This window comes from Vreelandella halophytica, from assembly GCF_968193635.1.
In genome coordinates this window covers 2,216,156-2,240,137 of the sequence record NZ_OZ309107.1, presented here as the reverse complement: position 1 = coordinate 2,240,137, position 23,982 = coordinate 2,216,156, and the positions used below count along the sequence as shown (strand labels likewise).

22 protein-coding genes are annotated in these 23,982 nt (G+C 61.1%); 13 read left to right on the top strand and 9 right to left on the bottom strand.

What is annotated here, in order from left to right:
* Positions 1-36: 36 nt before the first annotated feature.
* The 8 genes from ACWHXT_RS10515 to ACWHXT_RS10480 all read left to right on the top strand — a co-directional run bounded on the left by ACWHXT_RS10515 (position 37) and on the right by ACWHXT_RS10480 (position 7,169).
* The gene (locus ACWHXT_RS10515) at positions 37-729 is read left to right on the top strand and encodes an NUDIX domain-containing protein (protein ID WP_447955784.1); all 693 of its coding nucleotides are present in this window, start codon (positions 37-39) and stop codon (positions 727-729) included.
* On the top strand, positions 722-1,168 hold the full coding sequence (locus ACWHXT_RS10510; protein WP_447893632.1) for a DUF1249 domain-containing protein: 447 nt from the start codon (positions 722-724) through the stop codon (positions 1,166-1,168). Before ACWHXT_RS10515 ends, ACWHXT_RS10510 begins: the two co-directional genes overlap by 8 nt.
* A complete protein-coding gene (locus ACWHXT_RS10505; protein WP_447955783.1) occupies positions 1,168-1,905 on the top strand; it encodes a metallophosphoesterase in 738 nt (245 codons plus the stop codon). Before ACWHXT_RS10510 ends, ACWHXT_RS10505 begins: the two co-directional genes overlap by 1 nt.
* 164 nt (positions 1,906-2,069) lie before the next feature.
* Complete coding sequence (gene cysD / locus ACWHXT_RS10500; protein ID WP_447926294.1) at positions 2,070-3,032, top strand: sulfate adenylyltransferase subunit CysD; 963 nt, start codon at positions 2,070-2,072, stop codon at positions 3,030-3,032.
* Complete coding sequence (gene cysN / locus ACWHXT_RS10495) at positions 3,032-4,465, top strand: sulfate adenylyltransferase subunit CysN (protein ID WP_447926293.1); 1,434 nt, start codon at positions 3,032-3,034, stop codon at positions 4,463-4,465. Before cysD ends, cysN begins: the two co-directional genes overlap by 1 nt.
* 258 nt (positions 4,466-4,723) lie before the next feature.
* The gene (locus ACWHXT_RS10490) at positions 4,724-5,287 is read left to right on the top strand and encodes a type 1 glutamine amidotransferase domain-containing protein (RefSeq protein WP_447893629.1); all 564 of its coding nucleotides are present in this window, start codon (positions 4,724-4,726) and stop codon (positions 5,285-5,287) included.
* On the top strand, positions 5,287-6,420 hold the full coding sequence (locus ACWHXT_RS10485) for an App1 family protein (protein ID WP_447926292.1): 1,134 nt from the start codon (positions 5,287-5,289) through the stop codon (positions 6,418-6,420). The genes ACWHXT_RS10490 and ACWHXT_RS10485 overlap by 1 nt, the downstream gene beginning before the upstream one ends.
* Before the next feature lie 74 nt (positions 6,421-6,494).
* A complete protein-coding gene (locus ACWHXT_RS10480; protein WP_447529128.1) occupies positions 6,495-7,169 on the top strand; it encodes a zinc metallopeptidase in 675 nt (224 codons plus the stop codon).
* A gap of 10 nt (positions 7,170-7,179) precedes the next feature.
* Here the strand turns inward: ACWHXT_RS10480 and cmoB are convergent, their stop codons facing one another.
* On the bottom strand, positions 7,180-8,190 hold the full coding sequence (cmoB, locus tag ACWHXT_RS10475; RefSeq protein ID WP_447955782.1) for a tRNA 5-methoxyuridine(34)/uridine 5-oxyacetic acid(34) synthase CmoB: 1,011 nt from the start codon (positions 8,188-8,190) through the stop codon (positions 7,180-7,182).
* A 1-nt stretch (position 8,191) separates the two neighbouring features.
* Positions 8,192-8,935 (bottom strand): carboxy-S-adenosyl-L-methionine synthase CmoA, encoded by a 744-nt coding sequence (gene cmoA / locus ACWHXT_RS10470; RefSeq protein WP_447893603.1) that lies wholly within the window; start codon positions 8,933-8,935, stop codon positions 8,192-8,194.
* A 103-nt stretch (positions 8,936-9,038) separates the two neighbouring features.
* On the opposite strand from cmoA, the gene pgi reads away from it, so the two are divergent.
* The 4 genes from pgi to serB all read left to right on the top strand — a co-directional run bounded on the left by pgi (position 9,039) and on the right by serB (position 15,964).
* Positions 9,039-10,730 carry a glucose-6-phosphate isomerase gene (pgi, locus tag ACWHXT_RS10465; protein WP_447955781.1) on the top strand — a complete coding sequence of 564 codons (1,692 nt, stop codon included), beginning with the start codon at positions 9,039-9,041 and terminating at the stop codon, positions 10,728-10,730.
* 158 nt (positions 10,731-10,888) lie between these two features.
* Positions 10,889-12,784: a DNA topoisomerase IV subunit B gene (gene parE / locus ACWHXT_RS10460; RefSeq protein ID WP_447926280.1), complete on the top strand. Its 1,896-nt coding sequence runs from the start codon at positions 10,889-10,891 to the stop codon at positions 12,782-12,784.
* 6 nt (positions 12,785-12,790) lie between these two features.
* Entirely contained in the window at positions 12,791-15,043 is a 2,253-nt protein-coding gene (gene parC / locus ACWHXT_RS10455) for a DNA topoisomerase IV subunit A (protein ID WP_447955780.1), read from the top strand.
* A 3-nt stretch (positions 15,044-15,046) separates the two neighbouring features.
* Complete coding sequence (serB, locus tag ACWHXT_RS10450; protein ID WP_447955779.1) at positions 15,047-15,964, top strand: phosphoserine phosphatase SerB; 918 nt, start codon at positions 15,047-15,049, stop codon at positions 15,962-15,964.
* Positions 15,965-16,020: 56 nt separating this feature from the next.
* On the opposite strand, the gene ACWHXT_RS10445 is transcribed toward serB, so the two are convergent.
* Genes ACWHXT_RS10445 through ACWHXT_RS10420 form a run of 6 tightly spaced genes read right to left on the bottom strand, consistent with a single transcriptional unit; the run spans position 16,021 to position 21,869 of the window.
* Entirely contained in the window at positions 16,021-16,407 is a 387-nt protein-coding gene (locus tag ACWHXT_RS10445) for a Na+/H+ antiporter subunit G (RefSeq protein ID WP_447529120.1), read from the bottom strand.
* Between the two features lie 31 nt (positions 16,408-16,438).
* The gene (locus tag ACWHXT_RS10440; RefSeq protein ID WP_447529119.1) at positions 16,439-16,708 is read right to left on the bottom strand and encodes a K+/H+ antiporter subunit F; all 270 of its coding nucleotides are present in this window, start codon (positions 16,706-16,708) and stop codon (positions 16,439-16,441) included.
* Entirely contained in the window at positions 16,702-17,199 is a 498-nt protein-coding gene (locus tag ACWHXT_RS10435) for a Na+/H+ antiporter subunit E (RefSeq protein ID WP_447955778.1), read from the bottom strand. Before ACWHXT_RS10435 ends, ACWHXT_RS10440 begins: the two co-directional genes overlap by 7 nt.
* Positions 17,196-18,707, bottom strand: coding sequence for a monovalent cation/H+ antiporter subunit D (locus tag ACWHXT_RS10430; RefSeq protein WP_447926276.1), 1,512 nt, complete (start codon positions 18,705-18,707; stop codon positions 17,196-17,198). The genes ACWHXT_RS10435 and ACWHXT_RS10430 overlap by 4 nt, the downstream gene beginning before the upstream one ends.
* Entirely contained in the window at positions 18,704-19,036 is a 333-nt protein-coding gene (locus ACWHXT_RS10425) for a Na+/H+ antiporter subunit C (protein ID WP_447529116.1), read from the bottom strand. Before ACWHXT_RS10425 ends, ACWHXT_RS10430 begins: the two co-directional genes overlap by 4 nt.
* Position 19,037: 1 nt before the next feature.
* The gene (locus ACWHXT_RS10420) at positions 19,038-21,869 is read right to left on the bottom strand and encodes a monovalent cation/H+ antiporter subunit A (protein ID WP_447955777.1); all 2,832 of its coding nucleotides are present in this window, start codon (positions 21,867-21,869) and stop codon (positions 19,038-19,040) included.
* Positions 21,870-22,147: 278 nt separating this feature from the next.
* Here ACWHXT_RS10420 and ACWHXT_RS10415 point away from each other — a divergent pair, with 278 nt between their 5' ends.
* Complete coding sequence (locus ACWHXT_RS10415; protein WP_447926274.1) at positions 22,148-23,002, top strand: ion transporter; 855 nt, start codon at positions 22,148-22,150, stop codon at positions 23,000-23,002.
* 36 nt (positions 23,003-23,038) lie between these two features.
* On the opposite strand, the gene ACWHXT_RS10410 is transcribed toward ACWHXT_RS10415, so the two are convergent.
* On the bottom strand, positions 23,039-23,935 hold the full coding sequence (locus ACWHXT_RS10410) for a ParB/Srx family N-terminal domain-containing protein (protein ID WP_447955776.1): 897 nt from the start codon (positions 23,933-23,935) through the stop codon (positions 23,039-23,041).
* Positions 23,936-23,982 lie beyond the last annotated feature (47 nt).

Sequence of the window (23,982 nt, the reverse complement as noted above, 5' to 3'; positions counted from 1 at the left end):
TGATAATGGATCGATTGTGCTAACCGGGAGTGCCCCATGGCGTCCAGCCTCACTACATCGCTTGCCCCCGCGCTTGCCACACCCGAGCTAACCCGTTCGGATGTGACGCTCGACAAGCGCGAGACGCTTTATCAGGGCTTTTTCCGTCTGGAGGAGCTCACCCTTCGCCATCGTCTCTTCGAAGGCGGCGAAAGCCATAGCATGCGCCGCGAAATTCATAGCCGCTTCGACGCGGTGGGTGTGCTGCTATATGACCCTCATCGCGACGCGCTGGTGCTGGTCGAGCAGTTTCGCGCCGGTGCGATCGACGATCCGCGCTCGCCCTGGAAGCTCGAACTGGTGGCCGGATTGGTCGAGAAAGGCGAATCCCTCGAAGACGTGGCCCGGCGCGAGTCGCAGGAAGAGGCGGGCTGCGAGGTCGGCGCGTTGACCAAACTACACACCTACTACCCAAGCCCCGGGGCGTGCAACGAGCGGGTCACGCTATTTTGTGGGTTGGTCGATACCACCGGCATGGGCGGCATTCACGGCCTTGCCGAAGAGCACGAGGACATTCGTGTTCACGTGGTCAGCTTTAGCGCCGCCTGGGAGCTTTTGGGTCAGGGCCGGCTCGACAACGCCATGTGTTTGATCGCGCTTTACTGGCTGGATGGCCAGCGCGCGTCGCTGCGTGCCGCGCCATCCCAAACCCCTGCCCCTGGCGAATTCGAAAGGAGCGAAGATGGCTAGAGCCGCCTACGTCACCGACTTAAAATCCCTGCAAGGGGAGTGCAGCGCCAACTATGCGCGTCTGCTGCGCCTGGTGGGCACCATGGAGGCCGGCCAGCAGCGCGATATCAACCTGCACACCAGAGACCAGCATCTGGGGGTTCTGCATCTTGCGGTGCTGGAGCAGGCCCCTTACACCACGATGGTCGAAGTGACCCAGAGCGGGCCTTTGGACAGCGTCCTGGAAGGCCCCAAAATGCGCGTGCATCTGTATCACGATGTGCGCATGGCCGAGGTTACCGACTTTCAGCGCGAGCGCCACTTCAACGGGCGTTACCGCTACCCCAACGCCAAAATGCACCAGCCCGATGAGAAGCTGCAGCTCAACCGCTTTCTGGGGGAGTGGCTGGCCCACGGGCTGGCTCACGGTCACGCCTACGATATTCCCGAGCTCCCCTGATGCGCTTGATTCAGATTACCGATGCCCACCTTCATGCCGATAAAAACGCCCGCTCTCGCACGGGTATCCCTTGGCGGCAGTTCGAGCGCGTCGTCGAACAGGTGATCCGCGAGCGCCCGGATATCGTGCTGTTCAGCGGCGATATAAGCCAGGACGAGACGCTGGCCTCCTACACTCATGCTTGTCAGGTGCTCGAGCAGTTGCCGTGTCCCTGGTTCTGGATCCCTGGTAACCATGACCAGCCGGCGCTGATGGCCGAGTGCCACCCGCTGCTCGACGAAGTAGAGCTCGATGATTGGCGTTTGCTGCTGCTCGATACCCACGTCGAAGGCCAGCCTCATGGGGAGCTGGGCGCCGAGCAGCTAAGCGCCTTCGTCGAGCGCCTGGAGCAGAGCGACACGCCGACGATCATTGGCCTACACCACCCGCCAGTGGACGTGGGGGCTGCGTGGATGGACGCGATCGGCCTCAAGGACCGCGACGCTTTCTGGCAGGCGCTGAGTGCCTACCCCCAAGTCAAAATCGTGCTGTTTGGCCACGCTCACCAGGCGTTTGCCCAGCAGCCTACGCTGGGCGAAACCCGAATGGGGGTCTACGGCTGCCCGGCCATGGCGGATCAGTTCATGCCCGGGGCGCTGGAGTTCGCGGTCGATCAAGCCTCGCGCCCGGGCTATCGGGTGTTGGAGCTTCGCCGCGGTGGTGAATGGCAAACCTGGATCGAGCGGGTCAAAATTTAACGGTTTGGTTCGTTAGATAGTTTTTAAAAGCATAAAAAGATAGTTATTAATTCTTTCAGGTTATTACCTTTGGGCGTTACCCTACTCACAGTGACGATAATGAGGCAAACACCGTTTGCAGGCACCGTTAGTCAGCACCCCGGTGCTTTTAGAGGGAGTAGGCAATGACCCAGTTTAAAGCTCCGCCGAGCGGGCAGCGGCGCGAGTCCTCCATCGCGATTGACGGCGCGCGCCAGACGCACCTCAAGCAGCTCGAAGCCGAATCGATTCATATCATTCGTGAAGTCGCCGCCGAATTCAGCAATCCGGTGATGATGTACTCCATCGGTAAAGACTCTTCGGTCATGCTGCACCTGGCGCGCAAGGCGTTTTACCCCGCGCCGCCGCCGTTCCCGCTGCTGCACGTGGACACCACCTGGAAGTTTCGCGAGATGATCGAGTTTCGTAATCGCATGGCGGTCGATGCGGGTATGGAGCTTCTGGTGCATACCAACGAAGAGGGGCGGGCGGCGAACATCAACCCCTTCGATCACGGCAGCGCCAAGTACACCGATATCATGAAAACCCAGGCGCTCAAGCAGGCGCTCAGCAAGTACGGTTTCGATGCGGCGTTTGGCGGCGCGCGTCGCGATGAAGAGGCATCGCGGGCCAAAGAGCGGGTCTACTCGTTTCGCGACAAATACCACCGCTGGGATCCGAAAAGCCAGCGCCCGGAGCTTTGGAACATTTATAACGCCAAGGTCAACAAGGGCGAATCGATCCGGGTTTTTCCGCTCTCCAACTGGACCGAGCTCGATATCTGGCAGTACATCTATCTCGAGTCGATTCCGATCGTGCCGCTTTACTACTCCGCCCCGCGCCCGGTCGTCGAGCGCGACGGCATGCAGGTCATGGTCGACGACGATCGCCTGCCGCTGGAACCGGGTGAGGTACCCGAGCAGAAATCCGTGCGCTTTAGAACGCTTGGCTGCTACCCGCTGACGGGTGCTGTGGAGTCCACGGCGGCCACGCTGCCGGAAATCATTCAGGAGATGCTGCTGACCCGCACCAGCGAGCGTAGCGGGCGAGCCATCGACCGCGACCAGGTCGGGTCGATGGAGAAGAAAAAGCGTGAGGGGTACTTCTAATGTCACACCAGTCGAACCTGATTGCCGATAACATCGAGCAGTACCTGCACGAGCATGAAAACAAGGACCTTTTACGGTTCATCACCTGCGGCAGCGTCGACGACGGTAAGTCCACGCTGATCGGGCGGATGCTCCACGACTCGCAAATGATCTTCGAGGACCAGCTCGCCGCGATCACGCTGGCCTCCAAAACCAGCGGCACGACCGGCGACGCCGTCGACCTGGCGCTGCTGGTCGACGGCCTGCAGTCCGAGCGCGAGCAGGGCATCACCATCGACGTGGCCTACCGGTTTTTCTCTACCGATAAGCGCAAGTTCATCATCGCCGATACGCCGGGCCACGAGCAGTACACCCGTAATATGGCCACCGGTGCCTCCACGGCGAGCCTGGCGGTGATCTTGATCGATGCGCGCTATGGGGTGCAGACCCAAACCAAGCGCCACAGCTTCATCGCGGATCTGCTCGGCATCCAGCATTTGGTGATCGCGGTCAACAAGATGGACCTGGTCGAGTTCTCGGAAGAGCGCTTCAACGAGATCAAGCGCGAGTACCAGCAGTTTGCGACCAACCTGAATGCCCCGGATATTCGCTTCGTGCCGCTGTCGGCGCTGACCGGCGATAACGTGGTCAACAAAAGCGACCATACCCCCTGGTATTTTGGCCCGGGTTACGAGAGCCGCACGCTGATCGAGCTGCTGGAAAGCGTCGAGCTCAGCCATGATCAGAACCTGACGGATTTGCGCCTGCCGGTACAGTACGTCAACCGGCCCAACCTGGACTTTCGCGGCTACTGCGGCACCCTGGCCGCGGGTATTTTGCGCCCGGGGCAGGGCGTCAAGGTGCTGCCGTCGGGTAAAACGTCGAAGGTCGCGCGCATCGTCACCCAGGACGGCGACTTAAGCGCGGCCTACCCGGGCCAGGCGATCACCGTGACCCTCGATGACGAGATCGATATCTCGCGCGGCGATTGGCTGGTCGAGGCGAACGCCGAGGTGCCGCTTTCCAACGCGTTTATAGCCGACATCGTATGGATGCATGAAGACGCGCTGACGCCGGGCAAGCTTTATGATTTCAAACTGGCCACCCGAGATCTTTCCGGCGAGGTTCGGGCCATCGAGTATCAGGTCGATGTGAATACCCTGGAAACCTACCCGGCCGAGCGGCTGGAACTCAATACCATCGCCCGCTGCGAGATAGAGCTCACCGCGGCCATTCCGCTTGACGACTACCGCGCAAGCCCGGGTACCGGTAGCTTTATCGTCATCGACCGGCTAACCAACGTGACCGTTGGCGCGGGGATGATTCGTGGCCTGGCCGCGCAAGGTGAGCAGACGCAAACCACCGATTGGGTCGCTTTCGAGCGCGACTTGAACGCCCTGGTACGCAAGCACTTCCCGCATTGGGATGCGAAAGATATAAGTAAGCTTTTTTAAGCTGTACGTCAGTTTGTGTTTTGAACGTTGGTCGGCCCTGTCACCCCGGGGTCGGCTTTTTTTATGCAAGTCATTTCACGTCGGCGTATCGAGCGGGATGCTACTTTGTAGCGGGGGATGTGGGGCTGTACAAGTTTTAGGTGGCCTGACAAGCGGATTCGTTAACGAATAGCGCTTGACGATTGTACAAGATAAGCCACACTTGTAAGGCGTTGTACGGCATGGCCGAACGCATGTCATCACGAAAAGGAGAGCACGATGAGTCAAGCACTAAATGGTAAACGCGTTGCAATTCTAGCCGCCGACGGCTTTGAAGAGTCCGAACTCAGCGTCCCGCGTGCTTCGCTTCAGAAAAACGGTGTCGAAGTCCATATCGTCACGCCGGATGGCAAAGGCATTCGCGCTTGGGCGGAAACCGACTGGGGCGATACCTACGAAGCTGATAAAGCGCTTAGCGACGTGTCCGAATCCGACTATCACGCGTTGGTCTTGCCGGGTGGCTTGTTCAACCCGGACGAACTGCGCACCAACGAAGACGCGTTGAGCTTCGTTAAAGCCTTCTTCCAGGCCGGCAAGCCGGTTGGCGCTATCTGCCACGCCCCCTGGATTTTGATCAACGCCGGTGTGGTCGACGGTCGTAAAATGACCTCGGTACACAGCATTGCCCAGGATTTGAAAAACGCCGGTGTGAACTGGGTCGACGAAGCCGTGGTCTGCGATGAAGCACTGGTATCCAGCCGCACGCCGAAAGACCTGGACGCCTTTTGCTCCAAACTGCTTGAAGAAATTCAAGAAGGGAAGCACTCGGGCCAGCACGCTTAATGGCGTGGTACCACCAGTGGGCGAGCTTTGCCAAGCGGCTCGTCCACGTTGTCGCCAAGCCCATGAAGCGCGACAGTGGCCGCGGTGGGATGGTGGTTCATCCCTACCGTGGCTACGGGTCCCAAAAGGAAATATTCATCATGGGCCGCGTCTTTCGACAGGCGGCACTAGGCCGCGCCATTCCCCGGCGCGGCTTTTTACGTGATACCGCCGACGTTGCCCGGCGCATTTTTCGGCGTGGTTTGAAAGAGGCGCAGGTCGATGTTTGCGTGGGTGAGAACGAGCTTTCGCTGGTTACCGACCGTGACGGCTACTTCGATGCCCACTTGCCGATCGAGCACGCACTCCCTATCGATGTATCCTGGCATCGGGCAGATATTCTCGTTCGCGCCGAAGGGCAAAACCCTATTCGTACCAGCGCGGAGGTTTACGTACCGCCGCCGGAGGCGGACCTGCTGGTGATCAGCGATATCGACGATACCGTGATGTTTACCGGGGTCGCCGAAAAGCTGAAAATGCTTTACCGTCTTTTCGTGCGCAAACCCCACCGGCGTACCGCCTTTCCCGGCGTGGCCTCCCTTTATCAGTCGCTTTATCGTGGTAAAAGCGAGAAGGCCGAGCGGCCTATTCTGTACGTCTCCCGGGGGCCCTGGGCGATTTATGAAATGCTCGAAGCTTTTTTCCAGCTCAACCGTATCCCCGTCGGGCCCATTCTGTTTCTGCGTGAATGGGGTATTTCCTGGCGCAAACCCTGGCCACGCAAGGCCGAAGACCACAAGCGTGACCTGATCGACCGGATGCTAGGGCTTTATGACGATATGCCCTGCGTGCTGATCGGTGACAGCGGCCAACACGACCCGGAAGTCTATACCGAGGTCGTAAAAGCCTACCCCGGCCGCATCAAGGCGATTTACATTCGCCGGGTGGATAAAGACCCGAAACGCCAGCAAGCGATCGAACGGCTTCGCGAAGAGCTGGCCGGCACCGACTGCGATCTGATACTCGCCGCTGACAGCGTGTTGATGGCCGAACACGCCTATGAGCAGGGCCGTATCTCCGCGCGTGGTTTGGAGGCGGTCAAGCGTGATGTCGAAGAGCATCGTAAAGAGGAGGCCGAAGAGGCCGGCGTTTAGGGGTGTCGGATGCTCAGTGCACGCGGTTCGGCGACGTGGTACAACATGGGGTTTGATCCGCTGGGGAAGAGACCATGATCGTACTTCTCATCGTGCTGGCACTGGCCATCTTTCTACTCCCCAACCTCTGGGCGCAGTGGGTGCTCAAGCGCCATACCCGCGGGCGCGACGACTACCCCGGTACCGGCGCCGAGCTTGCCAGCCACCTTCTGCGCCGCTTCGATCTAAAAGATGTCACCGTCGAGCGAACCGAGCAGGGCGACCACTACGACCCGCTCGAGCGCGCGGTGCGCCTGACCCCGGAGCACTTCGACGGCCGCTCGCTCACCGCCGTTACCGTCGCCGCCCATGAAGTAGGCCACGCCCTGCAACACTTTGATGGCTATGCGCCGCTCATCGCCCGCAGCCGCATGGTCGGCGTTGCCCAAAAAGCCGAGAAGCTCGGCGCGCTGTTGATGATGGCCGCACCGTTTCTATTTATTTTAACGCGCCTGCCCGGCGGTCTCGCCTTGGTCATCGGCGTTGCCGTCATCAGCTTCGGTACCGCCGCCGTGGTGCACCTGGTGACATTACCGGTCGAGTTCGACGCCAGCTTCAACCGAGCGCTTCCGCTTTTGAAAGAGTACGTACCCCCCTACGATATGAACGGCGCCCGCCACGTACTGACCGCCTGCGCGTTCACCTACGTGGCGGCCTCGCTTGCCAGTATTTTGAACCTGGGACGCTGGTTGGTGATTCTGCGCCGTTAGCGTTTGCGGGTTAAATGCCAGGTTTATCGGCAATGACCACCGCGCGCCGCGGCGCGGGGTAGCCTTCAATAGTGCGACTACGATCATCGGGGTCGAGGAAATCCCCAAGCGACTGGTAGGTCATCCACGCCGTGCTACGCTGCTCTTCCAGCGTCGTGACCGCTTCGTCGACCACGCGCACGTTGGTGAAGCCACAGCGTTCCAGCCAGTGGCAGAGCGCTTTGGAGGAGGGCAGGAAGTAGACGTTGGGCATCGCGGCGTAGCGCTCGCCGGGTACGAACACCGTTTGCTCGTCGCCTTCGACCACCAGGGTTTCCAGTACCAGCTCGCCGCCCGGGGCCAGGGCTGCTTTCAACTGATTCAGGTGCTCGAAAGGGGAAACCCGGTGGTAGAGCACGCCCATGGAGAAGACGGTATCGAAGAAGGCCAGGTTCTCCGGCACGTCCTCAATGCCCACTGGTAGAAAGTGGGTGCGCTGATGATCGGCGTCGCCGACGAAATGGCGCACCGCCTGAAACTGCCAATAAAACCGCGGCGAGGGGTCGATCACCAGCACGAATGCCGCGCCAAGACCGGCCATCCGCCAAGCGTGATAGCCGCTGCCGCCGCCTACATCGAGCACCTTGCGATACTTCAAGGGGGCCAGGTGGGGCGCCACGCGCTGCCACTTCCAGTCCGAGCGCCATTCGGTGTCGATCTCGATGCCGCCCAGATTGAACGGCCCCTTGCGCCAGGGCGCGAGCTTTTTGAGCAGGTTGAAGCACTGGCGCCTCTGGCTCTCGTCCAGCGCCATGTCCACGGTTACCGTGTCGCTCGTCAGCGATACCTCGCGCGGCTCGGGCAACTGCGGCAGCTTCTTGACTGCTTTTTCCCAGGCGGAAAGGTCGCCGTGGCGCTTTTTATCGAGCCCCTGGGCGAGCTGTTCGGGCAGGCGGGCAAGCCAGGGAAGCAGCGCGTCGTCCAGCGCCGCCTGATCCAGAAACGCCTGGTAGAGTGCTCGGTGATCCTCGGGTAATGGCACCTCAAGCCTCCTTGAACGCGATCAATGAGGCGAAGTTCAGATACTGAAACCAGGTCATCGACCTGGGGAAGCCGGCGGTTTGCAGGCGCTGATGGAGCACGTCCAGGGAGTCCGGAATCAGCACGTTCTCGAGGGCGGTGCGCTTTTGGCTGATTTCCATATCACTGTAGCCGTTGGCGCGCTTGAAGTCGTGGTAGCGCTCGACCCGCCAGGCGTTGTCACGCTCGTCCGGGTCGACGGTTTTTTCCGAGAGAATCAAAACGCCGCCGGGCTCCAGTGCGGCATAAAGGCGGGCGAGCAGCGCATCGCGGTCCGCCGGGGGTAAAAACTGTAGCGTGAAGTTCAAAATGATCATGCCCGACGGTGCATACTCCAGCGTTCGAATATCGTCTTCGATCACCGTCATGGCGTGGTCGGGGCATTCGTCCAGAAACGTCTGGCGGGCTTTCTCGGCCATGGCCGGGGAGACATCGACCCCGGTATAGCGAAACGCATCCGCGGGGAGTGCGCCGGCCAGCGCCAGACCCGAGGCGCCCAGCGAGCAGCCCAGGTCATAGACGTGGGCGCCGTGACGCAGGTGGCGCTGTGCAATCAGGCTCAGCATGCCCAAAATCTGGCCGTACCCCGGCACTGATCGGCGGATCATGTCGGGGAAGCACGCGACTACCTGCTCGTCGAAAGAGAAGCGCGCTACGCGGTCAAGGGGTGTCGAAAAGATAGCGTCACGGTAAGATGCGTTACTCATGGGCAAGCCAGGCTAAAAAGTGGAGGGGGCGTAGTTTACGCGGCCCCGGCACAACACAACAGTCCCAGGCTTTAGGATACCCGCCAAAAAGAGGGAAACGGCTTTGGCAAAACACGACACTCCCGACACGCTACCCGCGTGGCAAGCGCTGACCCGCCATGCTCGAGCGCTCGAAAACGTGCACTTGAAGGATCTTTTTGGCGAGGCGAGCCGCTCTCGAACGTTCACCCGTGAGGTCAACGGGCTAACGCTGGATCTCTCCAAGCAGCGTTGGGACGACGACACCCTGGAGCACCTTTTGGCGCTGGCGGACGAGGCGGGCGTGCCCGGCGCGATCGACGCGCTTTTAAGCGGCAAACGGGTCAATACCAGCGAAAACCGCCCGGCGCTGCACACCGCGCTGCGTTTGCCCGCGGATGCCACGCTTGAGGTCGAGGGCGACAACGTCGTTACCGCCGTGCACGAAAGCCTTGATGCGATGGAGCGACTGGTGGCAAGGCTACACGCGGGCCAGTGGCGGGGCGCGACCGGCAAACCGATTCGTCACGTGGTCAATTTGGGAGTAGGCGGCTCGGATTTGGGCCCGCTGATGGTCACCCACGCGCTAGCCGACTACAGGCCCGACGACATTCACCCGGTCGAGGTTCACTTTGCCTCGACCATGGATGGCTCGCAGTTGGCGGATTATCTCGCCCGCTTCAACCCGGAAACCACGCTGTTCATTTTGTCGTCGAAGTCGTTCACCACCATCGATACGCTTTCCAATGCCAACACCGCCAGGGACTGGCTGCTGGGCCGTTTGGCCGAACACGACGAAATGATCGGCGCCAAGCCCTTGAGCGCTGAGCTGATCGTTCGCCAACACTTCATCGGCGTCTCGGCAAGCCCGGAGAAGATGTGCGAGTGGGGAATCGCGGCGGATCACCAGTTGATGTTCTGGGAGTGGGTCGGCGGGCGCTATTCGCTCTGGGGCACGATTGGGCTTCCCATCGCGTTGATCGTCGGGATGGAAAACTTTCGCGCGCTGCTGGCCGGCGCCCACGAGATGGACCGTCATTTTCGCGACGCGCCGCTCGAGCAAAACCTGCCGGTCATGCTGGGGCTGGCCGGCATCTGGAACGTCAACTTTCTGGATATTCGCGCCCACTCGATTCTGCCTTATGACGGGCGTCTGGAGTATTTCGCCGCCTATCTCGAGCAGCTCGAGATGGAATCCAACGGCAAGTCCGTCACGCGCCAGGGCGAAAGCGTGAACTACTCCACCTGCCCGGTCCTTTGGGGCCAGCTTGGGCCGAACGCCCAGCACGCGTTTTACCAGCTCTTGCACCAGGGCACCCAGCCGGTGGTATGCGACTTTATCGCCCCGCTCAAGCGCTACGACGAGGTCGAAGACCCGGACACGAAGCGCCTGCTCAAGGCGCAGCACCGCCTTTCTTTGGCCAACTGCTTCGCGCAGTCGCGGGTGTTGATGCTGGGTGACGACGCCGTCGACGAAGACGGCACCCCCCCGGCGCACAAGCGTTACCGGGGTAATCAGCCCTCTACCACGGTGCTGATGGACGAGCTGACGCCCAAAACCCTGGGCGCGCTGATCGCGCTTTACGAGCACAAGGTGTTCGTTCAAGCGGTGATTTGGGACATCAACCCGTTCGACCAGTGGGGGGTAGAGCTTGGCAAGGAGATCGCCAAGGACACCCTGGCGACCATGGAAGGCAAGGGCGATGTTAGCCGCCTGGACGCCTCGAGCCAGGGGCTCATCAAGGCCTTCTGGGCGGCAGAGCAGGGCGGGGAGTAAACGCCCACGGGTGTGCGATTACTCGCCGCCGGCTCTAACGCCGCGCTAGATATGGCTGGATATACAGTAGTTTGCTTTTACGCTATGCTGTGCCTTTTTTCGCCGCGCCCGTTCACCTGGGCGCGGCCTTAGCACTGTTTCTCAGGAATCGACGTTACATGACCCAGTTTGATGCCTCCCAGTACGGCGCGAGTTCTATCGAGGTCCTGTCCGGGCTCGAGCCGGTGCGTAAGCGTCCCGGTATGTACACCGACACCTCCCGGCCCAATCATCTGGTCCAGGAGGTCATCGATAACAGCGTCGACGAGGCGCTGGCCGGCCACGCCACGGCCATCAATGTCGTTTTGTTCGATGACGGCGCGATCGAAGTCATGGATAACGGCCGTGGCATGCCGATCGATATTCACCCGGAACACGGCGTGTCCGGCGTCGAGCTGATTCTGACCAAACTGCACGCCGGCGGTAAGTTCTCGGCGTCGAGCTACCGCTTCTCCGGCGGGTTGCACGGGGTCGGGGTGTCGGTGGTCAACGCGCTCTCACGTCGTTTGGAGGTCGAAGTCACCCGCGACGGCTTGCGTCACGCCATCGCTTTCGAACACGGCGAAAAGGCCGACGAGCTTCACGAGATCGGCAAGGCGGCCAAGCGCGCCACCGGTACGCTGGTGCGCTTCTGGCCGGATGAGAGCTACTTCGATAGCCCGAAACTCGCGGTGGGCCGGCTAAAACACCTTTTGCGCGCCAAAGCGGTGCTCTGCCCGGGGCTCAAGGTTAACCTGGTCGAGCCCGACGGTACCCAAACCGAGTGGGCCTACGCGGACGGCCTGCGCGACTACCTTGCCCAGGCCACCGACGGCTACGAGGTACTACCCGCCGAGCCTTTCATCGGCCACTTCAGTGACGACGAGCACGGTGTCGACTGGGCGATTCAGTGGCTGCCGGAGGGCGGCGAGGCGCTTTTGGAAAGCTACGTCAATTTGATTCCCACGCCCCAGGGCGGCACCCACGTCAACGGCTTTCGCTCCGGGCTTTTGGACGCGCTGCGCGAGTTTTGCGAATACCGAAGCCTTTTGCCCCGGGGCATCAAGCTCACCGCTGATGATCTTTGGGAGCGCGCCTCCTTCGTGCTCTCGGTGAAAATGCTCGACCCGCAGTTCGCTGGGCAAACCAAGGAGCGCCTCTCCTCGCGCACCATCGCGGCGTTCGTCTCCAATGTCGTTAAAGACGCCTTCTCGTTATGGCTGAACCACCATGTGGATCAGGCCGAGCAGCTTGCGGAGCTGGTGATCAGCGCCGCGCAAAGCCGCCAGAAAAAGGCCAAGAAGGTCGCGCGCAAGAAGGTCACTTCTGGGCCGGCGCTACCGGGCAAGCTTGCCGACTGCTCCGGCCAGGACCCCTCGCAAAGCGAGCTTTTCCTGGTCGAGGGGGATTCCGCCGGCGGCAGCGCCAAGCAGGCGCGTAACCGCGAAACCCAGGCAATCTTGCCCTTACGCGGTAAGATTCTGAACACCTGGGAGGTGGAAACCCACGATATTTACGGCTCCCAGGAGGTGCACGATATCGCCGTGGCGATCGGCGCCGACCCGGGAAGCGCCGATCTCGAGAAGCTTCGTTATCACAAGATTTGTATTCTCGCCGACGCCGACTCGGACGGCCTGCACATCGCCACGCTCTTGTGTGCGCTGTTCGTGCGCCATTTCCCGTCACTGGTAGACGCCGGTCACGTGTTCGTGGCCATGCCGCCGCTTTATCGCATCGACCTGGGCAAGGAAGTGCACTACGCCCTGGATGAAAGCGAGAAGGCGGCGATTCTCAAGCAGCTCGCCAAAAAGCGCGGCACACCGAACGTTCAGCGCTTCAAGGGCCTGGGTGAGATGAGCCCGCTGCAGCTTCGAGAGACTACCATGGCGGTCGAAACCCGCCGGCTGGTCCAACTCACTCTCAGTGAAGGCGACGGCACCATGGAAATGATGGACATGCTGTTGGCCAAGAAGCGCGCCGGCGACCGCAAGCAGTGGCTGGAAAATTACGGCAACCTCGCAGACATTGAGGTATAACCCCCGATGACCATGGATATTCAAGTGGCGGAGGGCGACGTCGAGCGCCTGTCCCTTCGCGACTACACCGAAAAAGCGTACCTCGACTACTCGATGTACGTGATTCTGGACCGCGCGCTGCCCAACATCGGCGACGGCATGAAGCCCGTGCAGCGGCGCATCATCTACGCCATGCGCGAACTGGCGTTGAACGCCAACGCCAAGTACAAGAAGTCCGCGCGTACCGTGGGCGATGTACTGGGTAAATTCCACCCGCATGGCGACAGCGCCTGTTACGAAGCCATGGTGCTCATGGCGCAGCCCTTTAGCTACCGCTACCCGCTGGTGGACGGCCAGGGCAACTGGGGAAGCCCGGACGACCCCAAATCCTTTGCGGCCATGCGCTACACCGAGGCCAAGCTTTCCAAATTCGCCGAGATGTTGCTGGGCGAGCTTGGCCAGGGCACCGTCGAGTGGGCGCCCAATTTCGATGGCACCATGCAAGAGCCCGTCGTGCTGCCGGCGCGCCTGCCCCACGTGCTGCTCAACGGCGGTACGGGCATTGCCGTGGGCATGGCCACCGACATTCCGCCGCACAACGTGAGCGAAGTCGTCGAGGCCACCTGCCATCTGCTGCGTAACCCCGGTGCCACCACCACGGACCTGATGGAATTCATCCCGGCGCCGGATTTCCCGACGGATGCCGAGATCATCACCCCGGCGGCGGATCTGCGTAAGCTCTACGAGTCCGGGCGCGGCTCGGTCAAACTTCGCGCCCGGTACGTGCGCGAAGAGGCGAATATCGTCATCACCGCGGTGCCGTATCAAGTGAGCGGTGCCAAGGTGCTCGAGCAGATTGCCGCCCAAATGCAGGCCAAAAAACTGCCCATGGTGGCGGACCTGCGCGACGAGTCGACCCACGAAGAGCCGACGCGCCTGGTGATCGAGCCGCGCTCGAGCCGTGTGGACGTCGAATCCCTGATGGCGCACCTGTTCGCCACCACGGATCTCGAAAAGAACGTGCGCGTGAACATGAACGTGATCGGCCTGGACGGCCGCCCGCGGGTCATGGCGCTACCGGACATGCTGGCCGAGTGGCTTACTTTCCGCCGCGCCACGGTGCGCCGGCGCCTGGAACACCGGCTGGGCAAGGTGGAAGACCGCCTGCACATTCTCGAAGGCCTGCTGACGGCGTATCTCAATCTCGACGAAGTGATTCGCATCATCCGCGAAGAGGACGAGCCAAAGGCCGCCCTGATCGAGGCCTTTGCGCTTTCCGAGCGCCAGGCCGAGGCGATTCTGGAGCTTCGCCTGCGCCACCTGGCCAAGCTCGAAGAGATGAAGATTCGCGGCGAGCAGGAAGAGCTCGAAAAAGAGCGCAAGACGCTGCAAGGCCTTCTGGGCAGCGAAGCCAAGCTGACCACGCTGATCGAGAAAGAGATTCGCGCCGCCGGCAAGGAGCACGGCGACGCCCGCCGCTCGCCGCTGGTCGAGCGAAGCGAGGCCAAAGCGCTTTCGGAAGTCGAGCTGCTCGGCGCCGACCCGATTACCGTGGTGGTCTCCGAGAAGGGCTGGATTCGCGCGGCCAAGGGCCACGACATCGACCCCGCCGGGCTCTCGTTCAAGGCCGGCGACCGCTACCAGCTGGCAAGCCGGGGCAAGACCAACCAGCCGCTGGTACTGATCGACGACACCGGGCGCGCCTATACCCTGAGCGCCCACAATCTGCCAAGCGCTAGAGGCCAAGGCGAACCGATTACCGGGCGGGCGAACGTGGCCGCCGGCGCCCAGATGGCCGGCATGATGCTTGCCCCGCCTACCCAGCGCTACCTGATGGCAAGCGACGGCGGCTACGGTTTCATGGCTAAACTGGGCGATTTGACCGGCAAGAACAAGGCTGGCAAGGCGGTGCTCAGCCTGCCCAAGGGGTGCAACGTCATGGCGCCCATCGCCGTGCCGGAAGGCGAGGCGCTTTGGGTGGCGCTGGTTTCCAACGAAGGGCGGCTTTTGCTCTTCCCGCTCGAACAACTGCCGGAAATGAGTAAGGGCAAGGGCAACAAGATGCTCGATATCCCCGGCGCCCGGGCCGCGCGGCGCGAGGAGTTCGTGCGCGACATCACCGTGGTGGGCGAAAACGCCGAGCTGGTCATCCACGCCGGCAAGCGCAAGCTCACGTTGAAAGCGAGCGATTTGGCGTACTACCGCGGCGAGCGCGGACGGCGAGGCAGCAAGCTTCCCCGTGGGTTTCAAAAGGTAGACCGTTTAGAGGCAGGGGAGTGAGTCGTGGCATCGAGTGAGAAGCTTTTGACCGTATTGGCGCCGCGTTTGACGCCGGCCATCGAATCCGCAGTGGCCGAGCTCAAGGAGCGGTTCGGTCTGCATGAGCAGAGCGCCAGGCGCCTGGCGGATACCGCCAATGGCGATAGCCAGGACGCGCTCGAGTACCTGGTCGAGGGCGACAGCGCCCAGTGGGAGGCGTTTCGCGAGGCGGCGCTGGCGGTGAGTGAAGCCCACCCGGTGGATATCGTCGTTCACACCCAACCCGAGGCGCCGTTCAAGCTCGTCTGCTTCGATATGGACTCTACCCTGATTCAGGCCGAGGTGATCGACGAGCTGGCCAAGCGCCACGGCGTGGGCGAGGCCGTGGCGGAAGTGACCGAGCGCGCCATGCGGGGCGAGCTCGATTTCAAGGCGAGCTTTCGCGCGCGCATGAGCAAGCTCGAAGGTCTTGACGAGTCGGTGCTGCAAGGCATCGCCGATGAGCTTGTGCTGATGCAGGGTGTCGAGCGGCTGATAACCAACCTCAAGCGACTAGGCTACCGCACGGCGATTCTCTCCGGCGGCTTCACCTACTTTGCCGACTACCTGCAGCGCGCCTTGGGCTTTGACGAGGTGCATGCCAATGCGCTGGTGGTCGAAGCGGGCAAGGTGACCGGCGCGACGCAGGAACCGATCGTGGACGCCGAGCGCAAGGCCGCGCTGTTGACCGAGATCGCCAGCCGCCAGGGGTGGCCGCTTGCTCGAACCGTGGCGGTGGGCGACGGGGCCAACGATCTTAAGATGTTGGCCCAGGCCGGCATGGGCGTAGCGTTTCGTGCCAAGCCCGTGGTGCGTGCCCAGGCCCGCCAGGCGCTGACCACCGCCGGGCTCGATGGCCTGCTTTATCTTCTGGGTCACTCGGAAGAAGAGCTGGTGGGTTAAAACGCCTTATAAAAAAAGCGGCGCCGAGCGCCGCTTTTTTTGTACCTGCATCAGGCTTAGCCGTGGCCCTTGTCCGGATGCGGCACCGGCTTTTTGCCGACTTCCTCGTCGCGAAGCTCGAAGGGCACGCCGCCGGTTTTCTGTGCGTGCCTGACGCGCAGGTGCAGGCCCGTTTTGGCGAGCAGGTGGGCGCTGACCGGCGCGGTGATGAACAAAAACAGCGTGATCAGCATTTCCTGAATATCGATGTGGCCATCGGTCCCCCAAAAATAGCCCATCGAGGCGACCAGCATGCAGCCGATCCCCAGGGTAGAGGCCTTGGTAGGCCCGTGCAGGCGCATATAAAAGTCGCGCAGGTGGGCCATGCCTAATGAGCCGATAAACACGAAAATGCCGCCGGTAAGCAGTAGAACAGAGACGAACGCCTCGGCTAAAAACGACATGCAAGCGCTCCTTTGTGAGTCGTTGACAGGCTCATTCGATGATATCCCCGCGCAGAATGTATTTGCATACCGCCACCGTGCTGATAAAACCGAGCATGGCGATCAAAAGCGCCGACTCGAAGTAGGTCTTGGTGCCCAGCCAAAGCCCCAGTAGCACGATCAGCGCGATCGAATTGACGTACATGGTGTCCAGCGCCAGCACCCGATCGGGCAGGTCCGGCCCGATGATCAGCCGGAACAGGTTCAGCAAAAGCGCGATGACCACCAGGGTCGAGGTGAGGTATAAAGCCACGCTCAACATTCGTAAATCTCCTTGAGAGGGCGCTCGTAACGCTCGCGAATCTGGTCGATCAGCGCCTGCTCGTCCTCGACATCCAGCGCATGGATCAAAAGCGATTGGCCGTCCAGGCGCAGGTTGGCGGACACTGTACCCGGGGTCAGGCTGATAGTACTGGCCAGCAAGGTGATGGTGAAGCGCTCCTCCAGCATCAGCGGGTACTCGATGAAGTGCGGATTGAGCCGCTTCCAGGGGTTGACGACCAGGCGCGCCACTTCGAAGTTGGCCACCACGATATCCTTGAGCACGCGAAGGATGAAGCGCACCAGCATCCAGGGTTTTTTGATGCGAAGCTGCGTATCCCAAAAGCGGTAGGTCACCAGCGGAATGATGATCGCCAGTATGCCACCCAGCAGTATCTGCCCGGGGGCGTAGCTACGCGCCATCAAAAGCCACACGAACAGCAGCAAAAGTGATAAGACCGGCGTGGGTAGCCATCTACGCGGCGGTATCATAAGCGGCCTCGTGATTCAGAAATAAGCGTGTCGGTCAAACGTTCGGGGTTGGCGAGCTGCTCGGCGGTGGCTTGAGTGTAAACGCTCACCGGATGGGCGAATACCACTAAAAGCGGCGCCGCACTCAATAGCCACACCACGCCAAACCACTGAAACCCGGAAAGCTTAGCGCCACTCGGGCTTCCCTGGGCGCTGCGCCAGAAAAGCGTCGAGCCCGCGCGGGAAAGCGCGATCAGCGATGCCAGGCTCGCGATCAGCAACGTCGGCCAGAGCCACAGGCGCTGGGCGCCTTCGGCGGCGTTAAGTACCAGCGCCTTGCCAATAGCACCGGAAAGCGGCGGCACGCCGACCACGGCCACCGCGCCGATAAGAAACAAAAGCCCCAGCGCTTTGCCCTGTACCAGTGGGCGTGCCTTCACCAGCCGTGTGCCAGCCTTGCCCCGCTGCATGCCAATCATCTCGGCCAGCAAAAAGAGCCCGCCGGTGATCAGGGTGGTATGAATCAGGTAGTAAAGTAGCGCCGAGACCCCCGCTTCGCTGCGCATTCCTGCGCTGACCAGCAGCGTACCCACCGACAGCAGCACAAGATACGAAACGAGCAGGCGAAGATCCTGGGCGGCCATAATGCCCACCAGCGATGCGACGAGGGTGGCAAGGCCGAGCCACCACACCCAGGCCTGCTCCAGGGCGGCAAGCGCGCCGGCACTTTCACCGAATACCAAGAGATAAACGCGCAGAATGGCGTAGATACCCACCTTGGTCATGATGGCGAACAGCGCCGCCACCGGCGCCGGCGCTACGGAGTAGGCGCGGGGCAGCCAGAAGTAGAGCGGCAAGATCGCGGCTTTCAGGCCAAACACCACCAGCAGCATCAGCGCCCCTGCGGTCACGATACCCTGGCGCTCGGCGGGAAGCTCGGCGACGCGAATCGCCATGTCGGCCATGTTCAGCGTGCCGGTGGCGCCATAAAGGATGCCCGCGGCAATCAAAAAAAGCGACGACCCCGCCAGGTTCAGCACGACGTAATACACCCCGGACTGAATACGCGCCTTGCCGCCGCCGTGCAGTAGCAGCGCGTAGGAGGCCAGCAGCAGCACCTCGAAAAACACGAACAGGTTGAACAGATCGCCGGTCAAAAAGGCGCCGTTGATACCCAAAAGCTGCCACTGAAACAGGCCGTGGAAGTTGCTGCCTTTTTCATCGTCGCCGGCGCAGGCGAACACCACCGCGCCCAGGGCAAGCACGGAGGTCAGCAGCAGCATCAGCGCAGAGAGGCGGTCCAGCACCAGCACGATACCAAACGGCGGCTGCCAATCGCCCAGCGCGTAGTAGAGGATCTCGCCGCTGGAGACACGCCCGACCAGGGCGGCGGCCACTACCACCAAAAGCGCAGTGGCGCCTACGCTGACCACGCGTTTGAAGCGCACCAGCCCCTGGCGCTGATAAAGCATCAAAATGCCCGCGATCAACGGCACCACGATGGGAAAAACTACAAGGTGTTGCATCATTCGCGGTCTTCCTTCTTGCCGTCTACCTGGTCGTTACCCAGCTCGCTGCGCGCGCGCATCGCCAAAATCACCACGAACGCGGTCATCGCAAAGCCGATCACGATAGCGGTGAGAACCAGTGCCTGGGGCAGCGGGTCGGCATAGGTGCCTTCACCGTGAACGATGGTGGCTCCATCGGAGGTCAGCCCGCCCATCGAGAACAAAAACAGGTTCACCGCGTAGGATAAAAGGGTCAGGCCGACCACTACGGGAAAGGTACGCCCTCTAAGCGTTAGATAGAGCCCGCTGGCGCTGAGAACGCCAGTGGTGATTGCGTAGAGCGTTTCCATATCAGGGCGTCTCCTTGTTGATTGCCGCCGCGGTGTTGTCGTCTTTCGTGGCGTTGACCACCGGGCGGTGCGCGGTGGTCACCTTGCCCAGGTTCGCCAGAATCATCAGCGTTGCCCCGACCACGGCCAGGTACACCCCTAGATCGAATAAAAGCGCCGTGGCCAGCTCGAACTTGCCCACTAATGGCAGGCTGAAATAGCTAAAGGCAGAGGTTAAGAACGGGTGACCGAACAGCCAGCTCCCCAGGCCGGTCAGGGTGGCAACGGCCACGCCCACCACCGCGACGGGCTGGAAGGGGAAGTCCAGGCGCTCTTGCGCCCACTCAACGCCACGGGCCATATAAAGCAGAATGAGCGCGACCGCGGTAATCAAACCGGCAATAAAGCCGCCGCCGGGCTCGTTGTGCCCGCGAATGAAGATGAACGCCGACACCAGCAGGGCCAGCGGTAAAAGCGCCAGTGAAATCGAGGTAAGAATCGCCGGGTAGCGGTCCGGCGACCAGAGGCGACCTTCGCTGTCGCTGTGTGGAATGAACAGCCTAAGCCGATTCAACAGTTTGAAAATGGCAAGACCGGCCAGCGCCAGCACGGTGATTTCACCCAGGGTATCGAAGCCGCGGAAATCGACCAGAATGACGTTGACCACGTTATGGCCGCCACCGCCGGGTACGCTGTTCTCCATGAAAAACTGCGAAATCGAGAGCGTTTCGCGGGTCATCACCGCGTAGTTGAGGCTCGCCACCACGCCGCCGACCGCGCCGGCCAGCAGGATATCGCGCAGGTTACGCTTGGGGCTGGATTCCGGCGGCGTTTTTTGCGGCAGGAAAAACAGCGCCAACATCAAAAGGATCATGGTCACGACCTCGACCGAGAGCTGGGTCAGTGCCAGGTCCGGCGCCGAAAAACGCGCGAAGGTCAGTGCCACGAAAAGCCCGACCACCGAGAGCATCAAAAGCGATATCAGCCGGTAGCGGTGGGTCACGGCGGTGGCCAGGCCGCCAAAAATCAGCATCAAGGCGCCGAACAGCACGATGCCGTCCACTGGCTGGTTGCCAAGCTCGCCGGTCAGCTCGGTGATTTGCGAAAGCCCCACCGCGCCCATGACCAGGGTCGCCAGCAGCAGCCAGCCCATATAGCGCTGAAGCGACTGGCCGTCCCAGGCGGTGATCAAAAGCTCGCAGCGGTGCGCAAGGCTGACCACGGTGCGCTCGAAAATACGGCTGGCATCCATGGGCGCGAAGCCGCTGGTAAAGCGGCGTAGATCGTGATGCCGCCAGTAAAGCGCCGCGCCGACTATAAAGGCGATCACACTCATCAATAGCGGCAGGTTAAAGCCGTGCCAGAGCGATAGATGAAAATCGAGCGGCGCTTGCAACACTGCTTGCGTGGCCAGATCCAGCAGCCCGGTGGCCATGAAGGCGGGCAGGATACCCACCAGCAGGCAGATGCCCACGAGGATTTCCACTGGCAGGCGCATCAAGTAGGGCGGCTCGTGCGGCGTCCTGGGCGACGCCTGACGCGGCTCTTTATGGCATACCGCCACCACCAAACGCACCGAGTATCCGACCGATAGAATACCGCCAAGCGTCGCCAGCGCCGGTATTAGCCAGCTAAGCCCACCCAAAAGCGGGCTCTCCAGGGTCTCGGTAAAGAACATTTCCTTGGAGATGAAGCCGTTGAACAGCGGCACGCCGGCCATGGCGGCGGCGGCCAGCGTCAGAAGCAGGGCGGTGACCGGCATACTTTTTCTTAGCCGCCCAAGCTGCTTGAGCTCGCGGGTACCCGCTTCGTGGTCGATGATACCGGCAATCATGAAAAGCGCCGCCTTGAAGGCCGCGTGGTTGATGATATGGAAAAGCGCCGCCAGCACCGCCATGGGGCTGCCGATACCCAAAAGCACCGTGATCAGCCCCAAATGACTGATCGTCGAGTAGGCGAGTATGCCCTTCAAGTCGGTTTTGAAAAACGCGAACCAGGCGCCGTAAATCAGCGTGATCATCCCCACCACCGGGACCACGAGTTGCCACAGGGCGCTATCCGCGAGCGCCGGGTGCAGGCGCGCCATCAAAAATATACCCGCCTTGACCATGGTGGCCGAGTGCAGATACGCCGAGACCGGCGTGGGCGCGGCCATGGCGTTGGGTAGCCAGAAATGAAACGGAAACTGCGCGGACTTGGTAAACGCGCCGAGCAGAATCAGCCCGAGCATGACCGGATAACGCGGGTCCTCGACGATCATCGCGCCACTTGCCAGTACCGTGTCCATGTCGAAACTGCCGGCGATACTGCCCAGCAGCAAAAGCCCGGCGAGCAGGGCAAGCCCGCCGGCGCCGGTCACGGTCAGCGCCATGCGCGCGCCTTTACGGGCATCGTTGCGGTGGGACCAAAAGCCGATCAAAAGAAACGACGATAGGCTCGTAAGCTCCCAAAAGAGCCACAGCAGCAATAAGTTATTGGAGAGCGAAATTCCCACCATCGATGCCATGAACAGCATCAAGAAGCTGTAAAAACGCCCCACCGGCTCCTCTTTCGAAAGATAGAAGTGAGCGTAGAGCAGAATCAGCAGTCCAATGCCCAAAATCAAGAGATTGAAGAGCAGCGACAACCCGTCCAGGCGAAAGGCCAGTGCAAGGCCAAGCTCGGGCAGCCACTCGGCGAAAAACCGCAACGGCTGGCCTTCACCGAGTGCCGGGATCTGCCAAAGCGTCAGGCCCAGCGCAATGGCCGGCGCGATGGCGGTGGCAAGCGAGCACGTCAAACGCGAGCGTTTACCAGCGATGACCGGCATCAGCACGCCCAGTAAGGGGAGTAAAACAATCCAAAGCAGTGTCATTGGGGCATCCAGCACAAGGTATAGAACGTGGCATTGCGCGCTAGGCGCTTTCCAGCTGAAACAGTGTAAACAGACCGCGGGAGAATACCATTTGTCGAGGGGGTTTGCGGCTTTAGTCGTAGTGGGTTAATTAAAAAGGGAAGCCCTCATTCTATCACTTCCATGGCGGCCCGCGTTTAAATGCGCGCCAGGGTTTGCGTTGCCGGCACCTCCAAAGGAATAATGCCCAGGCTTTACCCCCGGATTCACGCTATCGCGTACGAGAGACCCTTTGAGTCATGAGCACTTCGTTTAGCACCTGGCAGGCCCGTTTCGAGCAGCTGCGTAGTAACAAGATTTTCGAGACCGTCGTGATCGCGATCATCGTCATCTCGGCGCTGGTGATCGGCGCGCGCACCTACGATGAGGTGAGCCGGTTCGAGCAGTGGCTGGGGTATCTGGATGTAGCAGTGACGGTCTTCTTTTTGGTCGAAGTGCTCATTCGTATGGCCGCCGAGCCCCGGCTTAGAGACTTCTTCAAGAAGGGCTGGAACATATTCGACTTTTTGATCGTCACCGCCAGTCTCATCCCCATGGATGAGTCCGAGATGGTGCTGCTGGCCAGGCTTCTGCGTATCTTCCGCGTGCTGCGCCTGGTGTCGATGATCCCGGAGCTTCAAATGCTGCTCTCGGCGCTTTTGAAATCGATCCCGCGCATGGGCTATGTGGCGCTTTTGATGTTCATCATCTTTTATATTTACGCGGCGATCGGTAGTTTCTTGTTCCACACCGTCGACGAACAGCTCTGGGGCAACATTGCGCTGGCCATGCTGACGCTCTTTCAGGTCGCCACCTTCGAGAGCTGGGCCACGGCGGTGTTGTACCCGACCATGGAGCAGTTTCCCTACGCCTGGATCTACTTCCTCACGTTCATCTTTTTGAACGCCTTCGTTTTTTTGAACATGATGATCGGCATCGTGCTGGACGTGATGCAAAAGGAGAGCGCCCAGATGGCGCTGGATAACGGCGAAGGCGAAGAGGCGGAGCTGAGCGCGCTGCGCGGCGACGTACGCAACCTGCAAGCGCAGCTCGATCGTATGGAAGCCGCGCTGACCAGGCAGGGCGAGGCGGCCGAGACTTCAAGGCGTCGTTGACCCCGCGCCCGGGCAACAGGCGCGAGGTCCGGCTTTTTACTCCTGGGAGAACGCGTAGGTGAGCTTGCCGCGCTCGCTTGAAAGTTTATCGAGCGCGCTTTGGTCGAAGGCGTCGAGCTGGCCCATCGCCCTGGCGGTTAGCGGCCCCTGAGCCGTCTCGGCGATCACCGTTTCGCTTGAGGTGTCGACCATGAGCCGCGCCGCCTGGGCCACGGCCTCGGCGTAACCTTCTTGAGTGGTCAAATCGAGCGCATCCATCGATAGTCGCTCGGCAAGCCACTGCCCCCAGTAAAACTCCAGAAAGGGCGGTGGCGTGGCGGGCTTGACGTAGCCCACGCCGCGAGTGAAGTAGACCAGTGAACGCCAGGCGTCGTCCATCTGATGCTCCCGGCCCAATGCGGTGGGTAGCTCGTCCGGCGTGATGGTGCCATTCGGGGCGTCGAGCCACACCTGGCGCTCGTCTTGCAGGGTGTCCCAAAAGCGCTGCATATCCGCCAGCTCGCTGTAGTCATCGGTGATCAGCACCGGCATTTCAAACGCCGGCCCTTGCTGGGTAATGAAATTGCTGAAGGTGTGATGACCGTCGGTCAGGTAGCGCTCGCCGTTGGGCGCAATCACCGCCGTTTTCATATCGCCGGTATGCGTGCCGACCTCGTCCTGGCAGCGAAAGCTTTCGATATCCTCGAGCATCGAGGCGTCATCGAAGGTGGCGATTTCGCCTTGCCCGGCGGTTTCGCAGTATTCGTCGAACAGTTTTTCCCGATCGAGGGCAAAACGCCCCTGCTTGTAATCCATCTGACGATACCCCAGTGCCGGCTGGGTCGGGCGCAGTTCGCCCAGCGTCAGGTGTTCAATCACCGGCCGCGAGGCCTCTTCGCCGGCCAGGGCCAGCACCGGCGCGAACAGCAAAACCAGTGTCGTTACTTTTTTCATTTAACTCCCCAAACGTTATCGGCATCGGTAACCGGGGAGTGAGCCTA

Bases quoted from the DNA above. Each gene is read 5' to 3' on its own strand.
- ACWHXT_RS10515 (WP_447955784.1), top strand. From the start codon at position 37: ATGGCGTCCAGCCTCACTACATCGCTTGCCCCCGCGCTTGCCACACCC.
- ACWHXT_RS10510 (WP_447893632.1), top strand. From the start codon at position 722: ATGGCTAGAGCCGCCTACGTCACCGACTTAAAATCCCTGCAAGGGGAG.
- ACWHXT_RS10505 (WP_447955783.1), top strand. From the start codon at position 1,168: ATGCGCTTGATTCAGATTACCGATGCCCACCTTCATGCCGATAAAAAC.
- cysD (WP_447926294.1), top strand. From the start codon at position 2,070: ATGACCCAGTTTAAAGCTCCGCCGAGCGGGCAGCGGCGCGAGTCCTCC.
- cysN (WP_447926293.1), top strand. From the start codon at position 3,032: ATGTCACACCAGTCGAACCTGATTGCCGATAACATCGAGCAGTACCTG.
- ACWHXT_RS10490 (WP_447893629.1), top strand. From the start codon at position 4,724: ATGAGTCAAGCACTAAATGGTAAACGCGTTGCAATTCTAGCCGCCGAC.
- ACWHXT_RS10485 (WP_447926292.1), top strand. From the start codon at position 5,287: ATGGCGTGGTACCACCAGTGGGCGAGCTTTGCCAAGCGGCTCGTCCAC.
- ACWHXT_RS10480 (WP_447529128.1), top strand. From the start codon at position 6,495: ATGATCGTACTTCTCATCGTGCTGGCACTGGCCATCTTTCTACTCCCC.
- cmoA (WP_447893603.1), bottom strand. From the start codon at position 8,935: ATGAGTAACGCATCTTACCGTGACGCTATCTTTTCGACACCCCTTGAC.
- parE (WP_447926280.1), top strand. From the start codon at position 10,889: ATGACCCAGTTTGATGCCTCCCAGTACGGCGCGAGTTCTATCGAGGTC.
- parC (WP_447955780.1), top strand. From the start codon at position 12,791: ATGACCATGGATATTCAAGTGGCGGAGGGCGACGTCGAGCGCCTGTCC.
- ACWHXT_RS10445 (WP_447529120.1), bottom strand. From the start codon at position 16,407: ATGTCGTTTTTAGCCGAGGCGTTCGTCTCTGTTCTACTGCTTACCGGC.
- ACWHXT_RS10440 (WP_447529119.1), bottom strand. From the start codon at position 16,708: ATGTTGAGCGTGGCTTTATACCTCACCTCGACCCTGGTGGTCATCGCG.
- ACWHXT_RS10435 (WP_447955778.1), bottom strand. From the start codon at position 17,199: ATGATACCGCCGCGTAGATGGCTACCCACGCCGGTCTTATCACTTTTG.
- ACWHXT_RS10430 (WP_447926276.1), bottom strand. From the start codon at position 18,707: ATGATGCAACACCTTGTAGTTTTTCCCATCGTGGTGCCGTTGATCGCG.
- ACWHXT_RS10425 (WP_447529116.1), bottom strand. From the start codon at position 19,036: ATGGAAACGCTCTACGCAATCACCACTGGCGTTCTCAGCGCCAGCGGG.
- ACWHXT_RS10420 (WP_447955777.1), bottom strand. From the start codon at position 21,869: ATGACACTGCTTTGGATTGTTTTACTCCCCTTACTGGGCGTGCTGATG.
- ACWHXT_RS10415 (WP_447926274.1), top strand. From the start codon at position 22,148: ATGAGCACTTCGTTTAGCACCTGGCAGGCCCGTTTCGAGCAGCTGCGT.
- ACWHXT_RS10410 (WP_447955776.1), bottom strand. From the start codon at position 23,935: ATGAAAAAAGTAACGACACTGGTTTTGCTGTTCGCGCCGGTGCTGGCC.